Source organism: Rhizobium sp. YTUHZ045 (assembly GCF_051124255.1).
GTDB lineage: Bacteria > Pseudomonadota > Alphaproteobacteria > Rhizobiales > Rhizobiaceae > Rhizobium.
In genome coordinates, this window is record NZ_CP101432.1 from 1,214,455 (window position 1) to 1,229,828 (window position 15,374).

Below are 15,374 nucleotides of genomic sequence, written 5' to 3' on the forward strand. Positions count from 1 at the left end.
CGGTCTCCGCCCTTCATTTCAGTCTTCTAATTTTTGGATATGGAGCGTCGTGATGCCGGATGCAGGGAAGGCGGAGAGTTTTTTCGTCTCCGCCGCCAAGATGTCAGGCAGCTGTCAGGCAGTGCGCACCGTCACCGTGCCGACCAGGAGGTCGTGGATGAGACGGCTGCGCTCGATAAACAGGCCGGCAAGCAGGATGAGGGGCGTCAGCACCGAGTTGAGAATCCAGAACAGCGCCAGATGCACGATCGCCGTCAGAAAATCCATCGGCCGTCCGTCGACGCGCACGATCGCGATCCCCATTGCCCGCATGCCGAGCGAAGCCTGGGTCGGCCCGCCGACGGTCAGGCCGAAGTAAAGGCCGGCGACGATCACGAAGAGGGCAGGGTAGAGGAAGAAGCCGAGGCCGAGCGTGACGATGGACAGGAAGAACAGAACGATTGCCGCGGGAATGCACAGCAGCGCCACGATGAGGTAATCGAGGATGAAGGCAAAGACACGGCGGCTCAACACGCCGCTATAGGCGCGCCAGTCCTCCGGTGCGGCATAAAGCGAATTGGGGTTGTAGCTCATCTCAATCTCCTCTCGCAAAAGCGATGCCGCTGATATGGTATCGGCGAGGCGAAATACAATCATTCGCCCCGAAATCACCGTTTGCTGAGAATTTTCGCCACCTCGACTGCGAAATAGGTGAGGATGCCGTCGCATCCCGCCCGCTTGAACGACAGCAGCGTTTCGAGCATCGCCCGCTCGCCGTCTATCCAGCCGTTCATCGCTGCGGCCTTGATCTGCGTATATTCACCGGAAACCTGGTAGGCGAAGGTCGGCAGGCCGAAGGCCTCCTTCATTCGCCAGCAGATGTCGAGATAGGGCAGGCCGGGCTTGACCATCAGCATGTCGGCGCCTTCCTCGACGTCGAGGGCGGCGTCGCGGATCGCCTCGGTGCCGTTGGCCGGGTCGATATAATAGGTCTTCTTGTCGCCCTTCAGCAGCCCGCCGGTCGAGATCGCTTCGCGATAGGGGCCATAAAAGGCGGAGGCGAATTTCGTCGCATAGCTCATGATGCCGACCTCTTGATGGCCGGCGGCATCGAGCGCCCTGCGGATCGCGCCGACGCGCCCGTCCATCATCTCCGAGGGAGCGATGATGTCGGCGCCGGCATCGGCCTGCATCACCGCGGCACGCGCCACCTGATCGACCGTCTCGTCGTTGACGATTTCGCCGTCTCTCAGAATGCCGTCATGGCCGTGGCTGGTGAAGGGGTCGAGCGCGACATCGGTGATGACGCCGATATTGGGCACCGCCTTCTTGATCGCCGCCGTGGCCTGATTGATCAGATTGTTGGCCTCGAGGCTGTTCGAACCTGTCTCGTCGCGCAGTTCCATATCGATATTGGGAAAGGTCGCCAGCGCCGGAATGCCGAGGCCGGCCGCTTCGCGCGCGGCCTCGACTGCTTTGTCGATGCTCATACGGTTGACGCCGGGCATAGCCGGGATCGGATCGATGATACCGGAGCCCGGCACGACGAAGATCGGCCAGATCAGGTCGTCTACCGTCAGCCGGTTTTCCTGCACCAGCCGGCGAGTCCAGTCTGCCTTGCGATTGCGCCGCATGCGGCGATGGCCGGTGATGTCGTCGACGAGATGCGTCTTGTCCTGCATGATATCTATCCCTGGCCCATTCCATTTATCGGAGCGCTCATTATCATGGCGCCCGGAAAATCCAAACCGGACGATGGCCGCGGCGGAAAAACTGCTTGTAACGATCCGATCCCGAACCGATGTTTGCGCTATGGAAATCGATTCCCCGACAATACCGAAACGCACGCTGGCGGATCTTCTCTTCATCCTGTTCCTGAGACTGGTGGCCGTATCCTGCTTCTGGTTCGGGCTGCAATATTGGGCGATGCTCGTCGGTTATTCGCTGGTCGGGGCCGGCCGCTTCGATCTTTTGAGCCTGCCGTGGAAGGTGGCAAGCACCAGCCTTGCCGTGCTTTTCCCCGTCGCCTCCCTCGGCCTCTGGCTCACCGTCTCCTGGGGGCCGGTTATCTGGGTGCTGGCAGCGGGCGGGCAGATTCTCATGTATGGTCTGCTGCCTGACATTTTCGGGCCCAATAAGCTGATCATCCTGCTGCATCTCATGGTCGCCGTGGTCTACTGCATTTTCCGCCTGTTGCTCTGGCTGGAAAAGCGCCGGCACCGCCGCCAGGTAAGTGTTGATTTACCCTGAGACAACGTGGGGTTTGCGGTAAGGCTCCATTAAGCCTGCGGTTTAAGTCGAATTTTATATGTATTCGATAGGGTCTCACTCAAGGCGGGAAGAAAACGACACCGCCAAACAAAACAGTGAGGCAGTCAATATGAACACGAAAATCAAGCCGCAGGCGGTATCCAACTTCCGTGACCAGCAGGATCAGGGCATCCGTGATCTTTACATGGAATCCCTTCATCTTGTCGAACGTCTTCATCGCCGTCTTCTCGACGTCATCAAGGACGAGTTCGACCGTCAGGGTCGCAGTGACGTCAACGCCGTCCAGGCGCTGCTCCTTTTCAACATCGGCAATTCCGAGCTGACCGCCGGCGAGCTGCGCTCGCGAGGTTACTATCTCGGCTCCAACGTATCCTACAACGTCAAGAAGCTGGTCGACCTCGGTTTCATCAACCACCAGCGCTCCCGCATCGACCGCCGCTCAGTCCGCATCAGCCTGACCGAAACCGGCCAGGACATCGCCGAAACGGTCGCCAAGCTCTACGAACGCCACATCGCCTCGATCGATAAGGTCGGCGGCATCGGCACCGACGAGTTCACCCAGATGAACAAGCTGCTCCAGCGTCTCGATCGTTTCTGGAACGACTCGATCATGTACCGCCTCTAAGACCCTCGACCTCCTTTCAGGGTTGAAGAAAACCGGATGCGTTCCCTGCGCGTCCGGTTTTGCCGTTCGCGCCCGCGTGGCATCTTTGCAACGCAGGCCAGGCAAGCGCAAAGGCCGGTTTCCAAGCCGTTTTTTAGCCGTTATTAACCGGCACGATTTACCCGTCATATGGTTCGTTTCGTGATGAACTCGGCCTTCGGCAGTTGCCCTCGGCCTGACAACACGAATTGGCCATATTGGTGTGGCAGCGGAATGTTAACAACCGGCGCTTTCAATGGATCAGGAACGTTCAGACTTCCGCATCGCAATCTTGCGGTGCGGCGGGCGGAATTTTCCGATGTGCCGGAAGAACGAATGGATGGGATCTGCGTTAAGGCGCAGTGATATCGCAAAGCGCCGCGCTTCCTTGCATGCGGCATTCAGTGGTTGGGACTATGTCGAAGAAAAACGGAAATGAAGCTCTCTCGCGCCGCGCTTTCCTTGCGTCCGCGGCAACGATAGGCGCCAGCGCGATGGCCGCGCCGGCATTGGCGCAGTCGGCGCTCGATACGCTGATCAACGCACCGCGCCGCGGCAACTGGGATGACCAGTTCGATGCCAAGGCGGCTTCGCGCACGGCGACGGCCGTCGTTTCCAACACGCCGATCCTCGGTCCCCAATCGGTCGCGAGTGCCCAGCAGGCGATCATGCAGTATCAGCAGATTGCGGCAGCCGGCGGCTGGCCCGAAGTCAATCCCGGTGATCAGCGCCTGCAGCTCGGCGTTTCCTCTCCCGCCGTCCAGGCGCTGCGCCAGCGCCTTGCGATCACCGGCGACCTGCCGCGCGAGGCAGGCATGTCGAACGCTTTCGATTCCTATGTCGACGGCGCCGTCAAACGCTTCCAGGCGCGTCACGGCCTGCCGTCCGATGGCGTTCTCGGCGAGTTCACGCTGAAGGCGATGAATATTCCGGCCGATGTCCGCCTGCAGCAGTTGAACACCAACCTGGTCCGCCTGCAGACCTTCCCGGAAGATCTCGGCCGGCGCCATCTGATGGTCAATATTCCGGCCGCCTATGTCGAGGCCGTCGAAGACGGCAGCGTCGCGACGCGCCACACCGCGGTCGTCGGCCGTCTGAGCCGCCCGACGCATCTCGTCAATTCGAAGATCTACGAAGTCATCCTCAACCCTTACTGGACCGCGCCGCGCTCGATCGTCGAAAAGGACATCATGCCGCTCATGCGCAAGGATCCGACCTATCTCGAAAAGAACGCGATCCGTCTGATCGACGGCAAGGGCAATGAGGTTTCTCCGGAGACTGTCGATTGGAACGGCGAGGCGCCGAACCTGATGTTCCGCCAGGACCCGGGTAAGATCAACGCCATGGCATCGACGAAGATCAACTTCTACAACAAGAACGGCGAGTACATGCACGACACGCCGCAGCAGGGCCTGTTCAACAAGCTCATGCGTTTTGAATCGTCGGGCTGCGTCCGTGTTCAGAACGTGCGTGACCTGTCGACCTGGCTGTTGCGCGAGACGCCGGGCTGGAGCCGCCAGCAGATGGAGCAGGTGATCGCAAGCGGCGTCAACACGCCGATCAAGCTCGCCACCGAAGTTCCGGTTTATTTCGTCTACATCTCCGCCTGGGGCATGCCCGACGGCATCGTCCAGTTCCGCGACGACATCTATCAGATGGACGGCAATGCCGAGCTCGCGCTCGACACGACGGCCGGCATGGAGCAGCCGGTTCAATAAGCGGCGCCCTCTGCGTCGTGATTTTGAGAACCGCGCTTCGGGCGCGGTTTTTTATGCCGGGGAGGGCTCTGTTTGCCGCGTCCTGCCGAGGCGTGCTCACAAAAGAGCTGCAGCGCGCGCTTTGCCCAGCAAATGTCGTTCTTCGTATTGCCCTTGCCCCGGCGGAAGGCTAATACCTCAGCGCATTCCAGTTGAGGAGCCCGCCCATGACCAATGCTTCCACCGAATCCTTCTTCAATCGCTCGCTTGCGGACGTCGATCCGGAAATCTTCGGCGCGATCGGAAAGGAACTCGGTCGCCAACGGCACGAGATCGAACTGATCGCTTCCGAGAACATCGTCTCCCGCGCCGTGCTGGAAGCCCAGGGCTCCATCATGACCAACAAATATGCCGAGGGTTACCCCGGCAAGCGCTATTACGGCGGCTGCCAGTTCGTCGACATCGCCGAGGAGTTGGCGATCGAGCGCGCCAAGAAGCTATTCGGCGTCAATTTCGCCAACGTCCAGCCGAATTCCGGCTCGCAGATGAACCAGGCCGTGTTCCTGGCGCTGCTGCAGCCCGGCGACACATTCATGGGTCTCGACCTGAATTCGGGCGGCCACCTGACGCATGGTTCGCCGGTCAACATGTCCGGCAAGTGGTTCAACGTCGTGTCCTATGGCGTGCGCGAAGGCGACAACCTTCTCGACATGGATGAAGTCGCCCGCAAGGCCGAAGAACACAAGCCGAAGCTGATCATCGCCGGCGGCACCGCCTATTCCCGCATCTGGGACTGGAAGCGCTTCCGCGAGATCGCCGACAGCGTCGGCGCCTATCTGATGGTCGACATGGCCCATATCGCCGGCCTCGTTGCCGGCGGCCAGCATCCGTCGCCGTTCCCGCATTGCCATGTCGCGACGACGACAACGCACAAGTCGCTGCGCGGCCCGCGCGGCGGCGTCATCCTCACCAATGAGGAGGATCTCGCCAAGAAGTTTAATTCGGCCGTCTTCCCCGGCCTGCAGGGCGGTCCGCTGATGCACATCATCGCTGCCAAGGCGGTCGCCTTCGGCGAGGCGCTGCAGCCGGAATTCAAGGAATACGCCGCTCAGATCGTCAAGAACGCCCGGGCGCTGGCCGAAACGCTGATTGCAGGCGGCCTCGACGTCGTCTCCGGCGGCACCGACAACCACCTGATGCTGGTCGATCTACGCAAGAAGAACGCCACCGGCAAGCGCGCCGAGGCAGCGCTCGGCCGCGCCTATATCACCTGCAACAAGAACGGCATCCCCTTCGACCCAGAAAAGCCCTTCGTCACATCAGGCGTGCGTTTGGGCGCACCGGCCGGCACGACGCGTGGCTTCAAGGAAGCCGAATTCCGCGAGATCGGCAATCTGATCGTCGAGGTTCTCGACGGCCTGAAGGTCGCCAATTCCGATGACGGCAACGCCGCCGTTGAAGCCGCCGTGCGCGGCAAGGTGGTCAACCTCACAGACCGCTTCCCCATGTATGGCTACATGGGGTAAGGAGTAGCGATGCGCTGCCCCTATTGCGGTTCGGAAGATACCCAGGTCAAGGATTCGCGTCCGGCGGAGGACAATACGTCCATCCGCCGGCGGCGTATCTGTCCGGATTGCGGGGGGCGTTTCACCACCTTCGAGCGTGTGCAGCTGCGCGAGCTGATGGTCATCAAGAAGACCGGCCGCAAGGTACCGTTCGATCGTGACAAGCTGGTGCGCTCCTTCGAAGTCGCGTTGCGCAAGCGCCCCGTCGAGCGGGATCGCATCGAGCGTGCCGTCTCCGGCATCGTCCGCCGGCTCGAAAGTTCCGGCGAGACGGAAATCTCCTCCGAGCAGATCGGCCTGCAGGTGCTGGAAGCCATGAAGAGCCTCGACGATGTCGGCTTCGTGCGCTACGCCTCGGTCTATCGGGATTTCTCGCTTGCCGAGGATTTCGAGAAGGTCATTTCCGAAATCAACGCCAAGATCGCCCGCGACCCGCTGGACAGATGAGCCATGAGCGTCACGGCGGATGACGAAGGTTTCATGGCGTCGGCGATCCGCCTGTCGCGCCGGCATCTCGGCCGCACCGCCACCAACCCTTCCGTCGGCTGCCTCATCGTTCGTGATGGCGTCGTCGTCGGCAGTGCGGTCACGGCGCTCGGCGGCCGTCCGCATGCCGAGCCGCAGGCGCTCGCCGAAGCCGGCGAACTTGCCCGCGGCGCCACCGCTTATGTGACGCTCGAACCCTGCTCGCATCACGGCAAGACACCGCCCTGCGCCGAGGCGCTGATCGCCTATGGCGTGGCTCGCGTGGTCATCAGCGTCACCGATCCCGATCCGCGCGTCTCCGGCCGAGGCATCGCCATGCTGCGCCAAGCCGGCATCGAGGTGGATGCCGGCGTACTGGAGACGGAGGGCCGGCGTTCGCTGGCCGGCTATCTCACCCGCCAGACGAAGAACCGCCCCTATGTGACTCTCAAACTTGCCGTTTCCGCCGATGGCATGATCGGCCGGGAGGGGGAGGGCCAAGTGACGATCACAGGTCCGGAGGCCCGCGCCGAGGTTCAGGCGCTGCGCGCCGAATCCGACGCGATCCTCGTCGGCATCGGCACCGCGATAGCGGATGACCCGCTTCTGACGGTGCGCACGCCAGGCCTCGAAGCACAGTCGCCGATCCGCATCGTCCTTGATCCGTCTCTTGCGTTGCCGCTGACGAGTAAGCTGGTTCAGACGGCGCGGGAGGTGCCGGTCATCGTGGTGGCCAGAGAGGACGTATCATTATTGGAGGCCGAGGGTTTACCCCCCTCTGCCCTGCCGGGCATCTCCCCCACAAGGGGGGAGATCGGCAAGGAGCGCGATCCGCATTCCCAAGCTTCCGATGATGATTTCGCCTCGAGGCAAGATGTAGAGCAAAGGGCTAGCCCCCTGCCAATCTCCCCACCTGTGGGGGAGATGCCCGGCAGGGCAGAGGGGGGTATCCCACCCACCGACGCCACCGACATAGACTCCCGCCGCACCGCACTCGAAGCCGCCGGCGTTGAGATCGTCTACTGCAATCCCTATCACCCGGAAATCCTGCTGCCGGCGCTCGCAACACGCGGCATTTCCTCGCTTCTGGTCGAGGGTGGTGCAAAGACGGCGCGGCTTTTCCTTGAGGCAGATCTCGTCGACCGCATCCTGCTTTATCAGGCGCCCGGCGTCATCGGTGAGGGCGGTATTGAATCCCCGTTGCAGGCAACCGACATACCATCCGGTTTCATGCATATGAGCACGCGAATGTTTGGCGACGATCGCCTGGACGAATACGAAAGAGGGCTTTGATGTTCACCGGAATAGTCACCGATGTCGGCATAGTCGAATCCGTTTCCCCCCTGAAGGAGGGCATCAAGCTGCGCGTCGCAACAAGTTACGATCCTGCGACCATCGATATGGGCGCGTCCATCTCCCATTCCGGCATCTGCCTCACCGTGACCGGCCTGCCTGATGAAGGCAGCAATGGCCGCTGGTTCGAAGTGGAAGCTTGGGAAGAGGCGCTGCGGCTGACGACGATCGGCACCTGGCAGCAGGGCAGCCGCATCAATCTCGAACGGTCGCTGAAGATCGGAGATGAACTCGGCGGCCACATCGTTTCCGGCCATGTCGACGGCAAGGCGGAAATCCTCTCGGTGACATCGGAGGGCGATGCCACCCGCTTTCGACTGCGTGCACCCGAGCATTTGGCGAGATTCGTCGCCCCCAAGGGGTCGGTTGCACTCGATGGCACTTCGCTGACCGTCAATGCGGTCGACGGCACCGATTTCGACGTCCTGCTCATCCGCCACACGCTCGACGTCACCACGTGGGGTGAGCGCAAAGCCGGCGATTTCGTCAATTTCGAAGTCGATACAATGGCGCGTTACGCTGCCAGGCTGGCGGAATTCCCGAGCGCCTGAATTACAAACCTGTACTGCTTTCCGGTGTCGCGCCACGACTGGCATGCCGGGCGCGAGGAACATCATCTGCGCGCCTGAGACGTCCAACTACCGTCTGCGAGGCGGCGCCAGCCAGATGGTTCACCAATCCGGGGATAGCTTCCTCAGATACTGGCCGTAGGCACTCTTGCCGAGCTTCTCCGCGAGCTTGGCGAGTTCGGCCGGCGAGATGTAACCCATGCGCCAGGCGACTTCCTCGGGACAAGCGATCTTGAAACCCTGGCGTTTCTCCAGCGTGCTGACGAAACCCGCGGCATCGTGCAGGCTGTCCGGCGTGCCGGTGTCGAGCCAGGCATAGCCCCGGCCCATCAACTCCACGAAAAGCTGGCCGCGCTCGAGATAGGTACGGTTGACATCGGTGATTTCCAATTCGCCGCGCGGTGACGGCTTCAGGTTGGCGGCGATATCGACCACCTGCTGGTCGTAGAAATAGAGGCCGGTCACCGCCCAGTTCGATTTTGGCTCCTTCGGCTTCTCCTCGATCGACAGCGCATTCATCTTTTCGTCGAAGCCGACGACGCCATAGCGTTCCGGATCGGTGACGTGATAGGCGAAGACCGTCGCGCCTTCGCGACGACTCGTGCCGGATTTCATGATTTCCGGCAGGCCGTGCCCGTAGAAGATGTTGTCGCCGAGAACGAGTGCCGAGCTGTCGCCGTGCACGAAGTCGGCGCCGATGATGAACGCCTGGGCGAGGCCGTCCGGGCTCGGCTGTACGGCATAGGTCAGCGAAATTCCCCATTGCGAGCCATCGCCGAGAAGGCGCTTGAAAGCTTCGACGTCGTGAGGCGTGGTGATGATCAGCAACTCTCTGATGCCGGCGAGCATAAGCGTCGTCAGCGGATAGTAGATCATCGGCTTGTCGTAGACCGGCATCAACTGTTTCGAGACAGCCTCTGTGATCGGATGCAGACGTGTGCCTGTGCCGCCGGCGAGAATAATTCCCTTCATGCCCATCTCCTTAAAGACCCTTTATTCAAAAGGTCTTGCATGACCACCATCATGGACTGCTTCCACTCCGGGAGCCGGATTCCATATGTTTTGGCGAGCTTGTCGCCGTTGAGACGTGAATTGGCGGGACGCCTCGCCGGTGTCGGATAGTCCGCCGTCGGGATGCGTTCGACCTCGACCTTTTTGCCGCCGGATTTAAGAAGCTCCGCGAATATCTCTTCGGCGAAGTCCGCCCAGCTTGCTTGGCCGCTGCCGGTCAGGTGAAAAGTGCCGCGCAGCGATGGCGCAGGATCCGCTACGATGCGGGTTGCGATCACAAGAATCGCGTCGGCGATTTCGAGTGCCGAGGTCGGGCATCCTGTCTGATCGGCGACAACGCGAAGATGATCGCGCGTCTCGGAAAGCCGCAGCATCGTTTTCAGGAAATTGCTGCCAAAGGGCGAATAGACCCAGGCTGTGCGCAAGATGACGTGGTTCGGGTTCACCGCCGCGACGGCCGTCTCGCCCGCAAGCTTCGAACGCCCATAGACCGAGATCGGCGCCGTCGCATCCTCTTCGGAATAGGCGGAGGCCTTGTCGCCGCTGAAGACGTAGTCGGTCGAAATGTGGATGACCGGAGCCCCGATCCGCGCGGCAGCCTCGGCAACCGCCCCGGCGCCCGCCGCGTTGACAGAAAAAGCAAGCTCGGCTTCGCTCTCGGCCTTGTCGACCGCCGTATAGGCCGCCGCCGAGACGATCACATCCGGGCGCAGAGCCGAGAAAGCGGCGGCGATGCTTGCGGGATTTGCGAGGTCCATTTCCGGGCGGCCGACCGCACTGATTTCGACGCCCGTTTCGGCGCCGCGTCTGAGCAGCGACTGAACGATCTGGCCCTGTTTGCCGGTGACGGCAATGCGCATCGCTTATCGTCCCTTGAAAACGCCGAGGCGTTCGCCGGAATAGACGTTTTCGCGTAGAGGCCTCCACCACCATTCGTTTTCCAAGTACCAGTGCACGGTCTTCTCGATACCGGTTTCGAAGGTCTCTTGCGCCTTCCAGCCGAGTTCGCTTTCGAGCTTCGAGGCATCGATCGCATAGCGTGCGTCGTGCCCGGGCCTGTCCGTGACGTTGGTAATCAGACGCGCATGCGGTGCCTTGTCAGTGTAGACGCCGTCGAGGATCGCGCAGATGCGATGAACGACATCGATGTTCCTGCGCTCATTGCGGCCGCCCACATTATATTTTTCGCCGGGGCGTCCTCTGGATGCGATCGCAAAGAGCGCGCGGGCGTGGTCTTCGACATAGAGCCAGTCGCGAACATTCGCGCCGTTGCCGTAAACCGGAAGAGGCTTGCCCTCTAATGCGTTCAGGATCATCAGCGGAATGAGCTTTTCCGGGAAATGGAACGGACCGTAATTGTTGGAGCAATTGGAGACGACGACGGGCAGGCCGTAGGTGCGGTGCCAGGCGATCGCCAGATGGTCGCTCGCGGCCTTGGATGCGGAGTAGGGCGATGACGGATCGTAAGGCGTCGGCTCCTCGAAGAGGCCCTGGTCGCCGAGCGAGCCGTACACCTCGTCCGTCGAGACATGCAGAAAGCGGAAGGCGCTCTTGCTGCGCGCGTCAAGCCCGTCCCAATAGTGCCGTGCGGCGTCCAGCAGGCTGAATGTACCGACGATGTTGGTCTGAATGAAATCGGCCGCGCCCGAGATAGAGCGATCGACATGGCTCTCTGCTGCCAGATGCATGAGGATATCAGGGCGGAAGGATGCGAATGCTTCCTGCATTCTGGCATGGTCGCAGATGTCGGCGCGCAGGAATTGATAGTTCGGCGCCGATTCGACGGATTTCAGCGATGCCAGATTGCCGGCATAGGTCAGCGCGTCGACATTCAGCACCTCCGCGCCGATCTCGCTGACAAGATGGCGCACCAATGCCGATCCGATGAAGCCCGCTCCGCCCGTGACCAGTATGCGCATCGACGATCAATCCTTGGGTTGTTGTGCTGAATAGGAAAAATGGCTTGGCAGATCGGCGAGCCGCGGCAGCGTCTTGTCCTTGTCGGACGACACCATCTCTCTCTCATCGAACGGCCAGCGAATGCCGATCATCGGATCGTTCCACGCGATGCCCCGATCATGCTGCGGGCTGTAGGGTGCGGTTACCTTGTAGCTGACGACGCTGTTCGGCTCGATCGTAACGAATCCGTGTGCGAAACCGGCCGGTATCCAGAGCTGCTTGCCGGTTTCCGGCGAGAGCTCCTGAGAGAGCCATCTGCCGAAGCTCGGCGATCCCTCGCGGATATCGACGACGACATCCATGATCCGACCGGCAAGGCAGCGCACCAGCTTGCCCTGTGCAAAGGGCGGGATCTGGAAATGCAGCCCCCGGACGGTTCCAGCCTGCGCCGAAAGCGACTCATTGTCCTGGATGAACGTGACGTCGGCCACATTTTCCCGGAACCAGGCATCTTTGAATACCTCGGAGAAGTAGCCGCGGTGATCGCCGAAGCGTGGCGGCGTGATTGCAACAATGCCCTCGATGGCCGCGGTCTCAATGCGCATGACTTACCTTTTCTGCGGCCTTCATGACGTTCATCAGCATCTCCGCCTGCGAGCGGCTCCGCATGGCCGCAAAGCCCGTCGCGGCAATGACATCGCGCTCGTCTGCATCTGCGATCAGCTTGTAGCAGCGCTCGATCATGTCGTCATAGCGCTCAATTGCCAACCCGCCGATGAAGGGCTGGAGGTCTGGATCGCGGATGTCGCCTTCCGTCAGCACGCAAACGCGATTGGCGAGCAGATAGGAAATGCGCACGATCTCGAAAACGCCGCTCGCATAATGATGGATGTTTATGACGATCTTGGCGCGGGCAATCGCCGCATCGCGTTCCGCACCATAGATGTTGAAGAGGTGCGCGACCTTGAGCCCGCTGTCGTTCAACGTCTTCAGGATATGGTGGCGGCGTTCGTTCATCGAGCCATAGAAGAGGACGTCGATATCCTTGACGGGGTTGTGCTGGATCTGGCTCAGGCAACCGCTGTAACCGATTTCGAGCACACCGGCATGATCGATGCCCTTGGCGGCAAGGTTTTCGCGGTTGCGCGGGCTGTAGTCGAGCACCGGCATCGCCCTCAGAATCGACGTATAGCGCGAATTGATCCAGCTGCTTTCCTCGGACACCTGCTCGAGGTTGATGATGACGCTGTCCTTCGGCAGATGGCCGACGATTTCGGCGGGGAGAAGATTGCCGCCGTAGATGATCGGCGCACGGCCGGCGAATGCATTCATGTCGCGGACGATCGGTGCCGAGCCGCCGAGTTCCTCGAAGGCGCCTTGCATGCCGAGTGCGACTTCGTCGAAGGCGTGGCTGTGATTGTAGTTTTCGGGCGTCACGATCCAGATGCAATGACGATCCTTGTGTGCCTGCCATCCGCCGGCGAAAGGCTGCAGCGGGTTGCGGAGCGGCTGCTCGATTTTCGGCGCAGCTGGTATAGCGGGCCTTTCCGTCCGCACCGGCTGCTGCGGCATCGGGGAGGCTCCTGCGGCCTGCGGAGCATAGGCGCGCATCAATTCGCGGCCGCCGATGAACTGGCCGCGCGGCATCCAGCCCGGCGGATCGTCAGCCATCCAGATCAGATGCGGCTGCTTGATGAGCGGCTGGCGGCCCTCCTGCCACGAGGTCAGCAGAGCCTCGTCACGGGTCTTCAGAAAGGCTTCCTTGGCGGCAAAGAGGCCATGCAGCATCCGGCCGAGGCGGGTACCGAACTTCCATTCGAAATCGGCAAGAGCCGGTACGAAGGCGGCGATTTTCAATCCGGAGGCGGCAGCCTGCTGGACATAGAGCCCGAGCAGGCGCTCGATCACGAAGGGGCGCATCTTCGCGTTGGCATCGCGCGAATAGTGGGCTGTACCGGCATAGGCGGTGCCCGCCGGCGTGCCGGCGCGCGCCTGGTGTTCCAGCGATTCGAGAATGCGTTCGCAAAAGGCGAAATACTCGGACCAGAATTTCCGGTTTCCGCAGAAATAATTGCAGAACGCGAAGGAAGTCTTGTCCTGCGGCGGCGCAATCGGATAGCCGAGGTCCTGGATGTGCAGGAAAATCGGGTCCATACCGGGATGACCGCCAAGCAGCGAATGTTCCCAAACGTTGCTGTAGATCGCCGCGTGGCCGATCAGGGGATTGTAAAGATAGGCGTCCGCACCTTCTGCCCTGGCCTTTTCCGCCTCCGTGACAAAGGACGGGAAGCTCGTCACCGACTTCATCTCGAATTTGCTGGAGAGCAGTCCCCAGAATACGTCCTCGCCGAGGCCGATCGCCTCGTGATGCTGATGCAGGGTGCGGAAGAGTTCATATTCGCGGGTCGTGGCCTGCGTATTGAACGAGATGTCGAGCGGCATGGCCGCCGCGTCGATTTGGCTGCGCTGCGAAGGGTCGAGATAAGGCTGATAGATGATGACGGATCCCGTCCCGGCAGCTTTCTCCGTGAGAAGCGCCAGATCGGGAAGACCGGCCGGCAAGGAAGAAATGGGCTGATTGATCGTCAAGGCGTTGTCCTTCGCGAATGGCTGCCGTCTTCGTGATTCACGATGCGGCATTCGTATGGGTGCCGACTATTGGACGTGAAGCTTGCGCCACACTGTTGGCAGGAATTTCGCTGGTCAGCTTCGCAACAGGTTAAGCCCTGATGTTCGTACCAGGCCCATTCCGTGATAGGGCCCAACCCTGGACGGCGTCATGAAAAACGAAAAGATCTATGTAACAAAGCCCAGCCTGCCGCCGCTTGAAGAATTCATTCCTTCGCTGGAAGCGATCTGGAACAATCGCATCCTGACCAATGGCGGGCCATTCCACGGGCAACTGGAGCAGGAGCTCTGCAACCATCTCGGCGTGAAGCACATCAGCCTCTTTTCGAACGCCACCATTGCACTGCTGACGGCGCTTCAGGCACTCCGCGTCACGGGCGAAGTCATCACCACGCCTTATTCCTTCGTGGCCACCTCGCACTCGCTTCTCTGGAACGGCTTAAAACCCGTCTTCGTCGACATCGACCCGGTGACGCTCAATCTCGATCCAGCGAAGATCGAGGCGGCGATCACGCAGCAGACGACGGCGATCATGCCGGTGCATTGCTACGGCCACCCTTGCGACGTCGATGCGATCCAGAAGATCGCCGATCTCTACAATCTCAAGGTCATCTATGATGCCGCCCATGCCTTCGGCGTGGAGGACGAACGGGGAAGTGTTCTCAATCACGGCGACCTTTCCATCTTGAGCTTCCATGCGACGAAAGTTTTCAACACATTCGAAGGCGGCGCCATCATCTGCCCGGACATCAAGACGAAGACCCGCATCGACCAGCTGAAGAACTTCGGTTACGTCGATGAAGTGACCGTGGTGGCGCCAGGCACGAACGGCAAGATGAGCGAGTTCAACGCTGCGCTCGGCCTGTTGCAGCTGAAATACATCAAGTTTGCACTCGAAAGGCGTGAGCTCATCGACGGTGCATACCGCGAGCGGCTGCGCGGCGTTGCGGGCATTGAATGCCTGGACCGTTCCGGCGAGACCGTCTCCAACTTCTCTTATTTCCCGATCCTCGTCCGTCCCGGCTATCCCATTTCACGAGATGGGCTCTATGAGTTATTGAAGGAAAACGGCATTCATCCGCGCCGCTATTTCTATCCGCTGATTTCAAGCTTCTCGATGTATCGCAGCCTGCCTTCCGCCCAGCTGTCGAACCTGCCGGTCGCAAACGAAGCAGCACTACAGGTGCTCTGCCTTCCCATCTACCCTGATATGGAGATGGAGATCGTCGAGAAGGTCTGCGGGCTGATCAAGTCGGCCTGAACCACGGTATCCCCGTACTGTCATCTCACCGCA

15 protein-coding genes are annotated in these 15,374 nt (G+C 60.8%); 8 read left to right on the plus strand and 7 right to left on the minus strand.

Annotated elements, in window-relative coordinates; all coding sequences use genetic code 11:
• Positions 1 to 114: 114 nt before the first annotated feature.
• Complete coding sequence (locus NMA58_RS05920) at positions 115 to 573, minus strand: RDD family protein (protein WP_434712687.1); 459 nt, start codon at positions 571 to 573, stop codon at positions 115 to 117.
• A gap of 74 nt (positions 574 to 647) precedes the next feature.
• Positions 648 to 1,661 carry a porphobilinogen synthase gene (hemB, locus tag NMA58_RS05925; protein ID WP_434712688.1) on the minus strand — a complete coding sequence of 338 codons (1,014 nt, stop codon included), beginning with the start codon at positions 1,659 to 1,661 and terminating at the stop codon, positions 648 to 650.
• A 130-nt stretch (positions 1,662 to 1,791) separates the two neighbouring features.
• On the opposite strand from hemB, the gene NMA58_RS05930 reads away from it, so the two are divergent.
• The 7 genes from NMA58_RS05930 to NMA58_RS05960 all read left to right on the plus strand — a co-directional run bounded on the left by NMA58_RS05930 (position 1,792) and on the right by NMA58_RS05960 (position 8,524).
• The gene (locus tag NMA58_RS05930; RefSeq protein WP_434712689.1) at positions 1,792 to 2,229 is read left to right on the plus strand and encodes a DUF6163 family protein; all 438 of its coding nucleotides are present in this window, start codon (positions 1,792 to 1,794) and stop codon (positions 2,227 to 2,229) included.
• Between the two features lie 130 nt (positions 2,230 to 2,359).
• The gene (gene ldtR / locus NMA58_RS05935) at positions 2,360 to 2,875 is read left to right on the plus strand and encodes a transcriptional regulator LdtR (RefSeq protein WP_434712690.1); all 516 of its coding nucleotides are present in this window, start codon (positions 2,360 to 2,362) and stop codon (positions 2,873 to 2,875) included.
• 434 nt (positions 2,876 to 3,309) lie between these two features.
• Positions 3,310 to 4,611 (plus strand): L,D-transpeptidase family protein, encoded by a 1,302-nt coding sequence (locus NMA58_RS05940; RefSeq protein WP_064811670.1) that lies wholly within the window; start codon positions 3,310 to 3,312, stop codon positions 4,609 to 4,611.
• Between the two features lie 206 nt (positions 4,612 to 4,817).
• Positions 4,818 to 6,116: a serine hydroxymethyltransferase gene (glyA, locus tag NMA58_RS05945; RefSeq protein ID WP_085777703.1), complete on the plus strand. Its 1,299-nt coding sequence runs from the start codon at positions 4,818 to 4,820 to the stop codon at positions 6,114 to 6,116.
• Between the two features lie 9 nt (positions 6,117 to 6,125).
• Positions 6,126 to 6,602, plus strand: coding sequence for a transcriptional regulator NrdR (gene nrdR / locus NMA58_RS05950; RefSeq protein WP_003547190.1), 477 nt, complete (start codon positions 6,126 to 6,128; stop codon positions 6,600 to 6,602).
• Between the two features lie 3 nt (positions 6,603 to 6,605).
• Complete coding sequence (gene ribD, locus NMA58_RS05955) at positions 6,606 to 7,913, plus strand: bifunctional diaminohydroxyphosphoribosylaminopyrimidine deaminase/5-amino-6-(5-phosphoribosylamino)uracil reductase RibD (protein ID WP_434712691.1); 1,308 nt, start codon at positions 6,606 to 6,608, stop codon at positions 7,911 to 7,913.
• On the plus strand, positions 7,913 to 8,524 hold the full coding sequence (locus tag NMA58_RS05960) for a riboflavin synthase (protein ID WP_434712692.1): 612 nt from the start codon (positions 7,913 to 7,915) through the stop codon (positions 8,522 to 8,524). Before ribD ends, NMA58_RS05960 begins: the two co-directional genes overlap by 1 nt.
• A gap of 120 nt (positions 8,525 to 8,644) precedes the next feature.
• Here the strand turns inward: NMA58_RS05960 and rfbA are convergent, their stop codons facing one another.
• From rfbA to NMA58_RS05985, 5 genes are read right to left on the minus strand one after another with little or no spacing between them, the layout of a single operon-like run.
• Positions 8,645 to 9,514 (minus strand): glucose-1-phosphate thymidylyltransferase RfbA, encoded by an 870-nt coding sequence (gene rfbA, locus NMA58_RS05965; RefSeq protein WP_430957730.1) that lies wholly within the window; start codon positions 9,512 to 9,514, stop codon positions 8,645 to 8,647.
• On the minus strand, positions 9,511 to 10,413 hold the full coding sequence (gene rfbD, locus NMA58_RS05970; RefSeq protein WP_434712693.1) for a dTDP-4-dehydrorhamnose reductase: 903 nt from the start codon (positions 10,411 to 10,413) through the stop codon (positions 9,511 to 9,513). The genes rfbA and rfbD overlap by 4 nt, the downstream gene beginning before the upstream one ends.
• Before the next feature lie 3 nt (positions 10,414 to 10,416).
• On the minus strand, positions 10,417 to 11,472 hold the full coding sequence (gene rfbB / locus NMA58_RS05975; protein WP_434712694.1) for a dTDP-glucose 4,6-dehydratase: 1,056 nt from the start codon (positions 11,470 to 11,472) through the stop codon (positions 10,417 to 10,419).
• Between the two features lie 6 nt (positions 11,473 to 11,478).
• A complete protein-coding gene (gene rfbC, locus NMA58_RS05980) occupies positions 11,479 to 12,057 on the minus strand; it encodes a dTDP-4-dehydrorhamnose 3,5-epimerase (protein WP_097598430.1) in 579 nt (192 codons plus the stop codon).
• A complete protein-coding gene (locus NMA58_RS05985) occupies positions 12,047 to 14,041 on the minus strand; it encodes a glycosyltransferase family 1 protein (protein ID WP_430957727.1) in 1,995 nt (664 codons plus the stop codon). Before NMA58_RS05985 ends, rfbC begins: the two co-directional genes overlap by 11 nt.
• A gap of 190 nt (positions 14,042 to 14,231) precedes the next feature.
• On the opposite strand from NMA58_RS05985, the gene NMA58_RS05990 reads away from it, so the two are divergent.
• The gene (locus NMA58_RS05990; RefSeq protein WP_434712696.1) at positions 14,232 to 15,341 is read left to right on the plus strand and encodes a DegT/DnrJ/EryC1/StrS family aminotransferase; all 1,110 of its coding nucleotides are present in this window, start codon (positions 14,232 to 14,234) and stop codon (positions 15,339 to 15,341) included.
• The last annotated feature ends 33 nt before the right edge of the window (positions 15,342 to 15,374 follow it).

Coding starts and splice junctions, on each gene's coding strand:
- glyA (WP_085777703.1), top strand. CDS start 4,818: ATGACCAATGCTTCCACCGAATCCTTCTTCAATCGCTCGCTTGCGGAC.
- NMA58_RS05940 (WP_064811670.1), top strand. CDS start 3,310: ATGTCGAAGAAAAACGGAAATGAAGCTCTCTCGCGCCGCGCTTTCCTT.
- ribD (WP_434712691.1), top strand. CDS start 6,606: ATGAGCGTCACGGCGGATGACGAAGGTTTCATGGCGTCGGCGATCCGC.
- NMA58_RS05960 (WP_434712692.1), top strand. CDS start 7,913: ATGTTCACCGGAATAGTCACCGATGTCGGCATAGTCGAATCCGTTTCC.
- NMA58_RS05920 (WP_434712687.1), bottom strand. CDS start 573: ATGAGCTACAACCCCAATTCGCTTTATGCCGCACCGGAGGACTGGCGC.
- hemB (WP_434712688.1), bottom strand. CDS start 1,661: ATGCAGGACAAGACGCATCTCGTCGACGACATCACCGGCCATCGCCGC.
- rfbD (WP_434712693.1), bottom strand. CDS start 10,413: ATGCGCATTGCCGTCACCGGCAAACAGGGCCAGATCGTTCAGTCGCTG.
- rfbB (WP_434712694.1), bottom strand. CDS start 11,472: ATGCGCATACTGGTCACGGGCGGAGCGGGCTTCATCGGATCGGCATTG.
- NMA58_RS05930 (WP_434712689.1), top strand. CDS start 1,792: ATGGAAATCGATTCCCCGACAATACCGAAACGCACGCTGGCGGATCTT.
- rfbC (WP_097598430.1), bottom strand. CDS start 12,057: ATGCGCATTGAGACCGCGGCCATCGAGGGCATTGTTGCAATCACGCCG.
- NMA58_RS05990 (WP_434712696.1), top strand. CDS start 14,232: ATGAAAAACGAAAAGATCTATGTAACAAAGCCCAGCCTGCCGCCGCTT.
- rfbA (WP_430957730.1), bottom strand. CDS start 9,514: ATGAAGGGAATTATTCTCGCCGGCGGCACAGGCACACGTCTGCATCCG.
- ldtR (WP_434712690.1), top strand. CDS start 2,360: ATGAACACGAAAATCAAGCCGCAGGCGGTATCCAACTTCCGTGACCAG.
- nrdR (WP_003547190.1), top strand. CDS start 6,126: ATGCGCTGCCCCTATTGCGGTTCGGAAGATACCCAGGTCAAGGATTCG.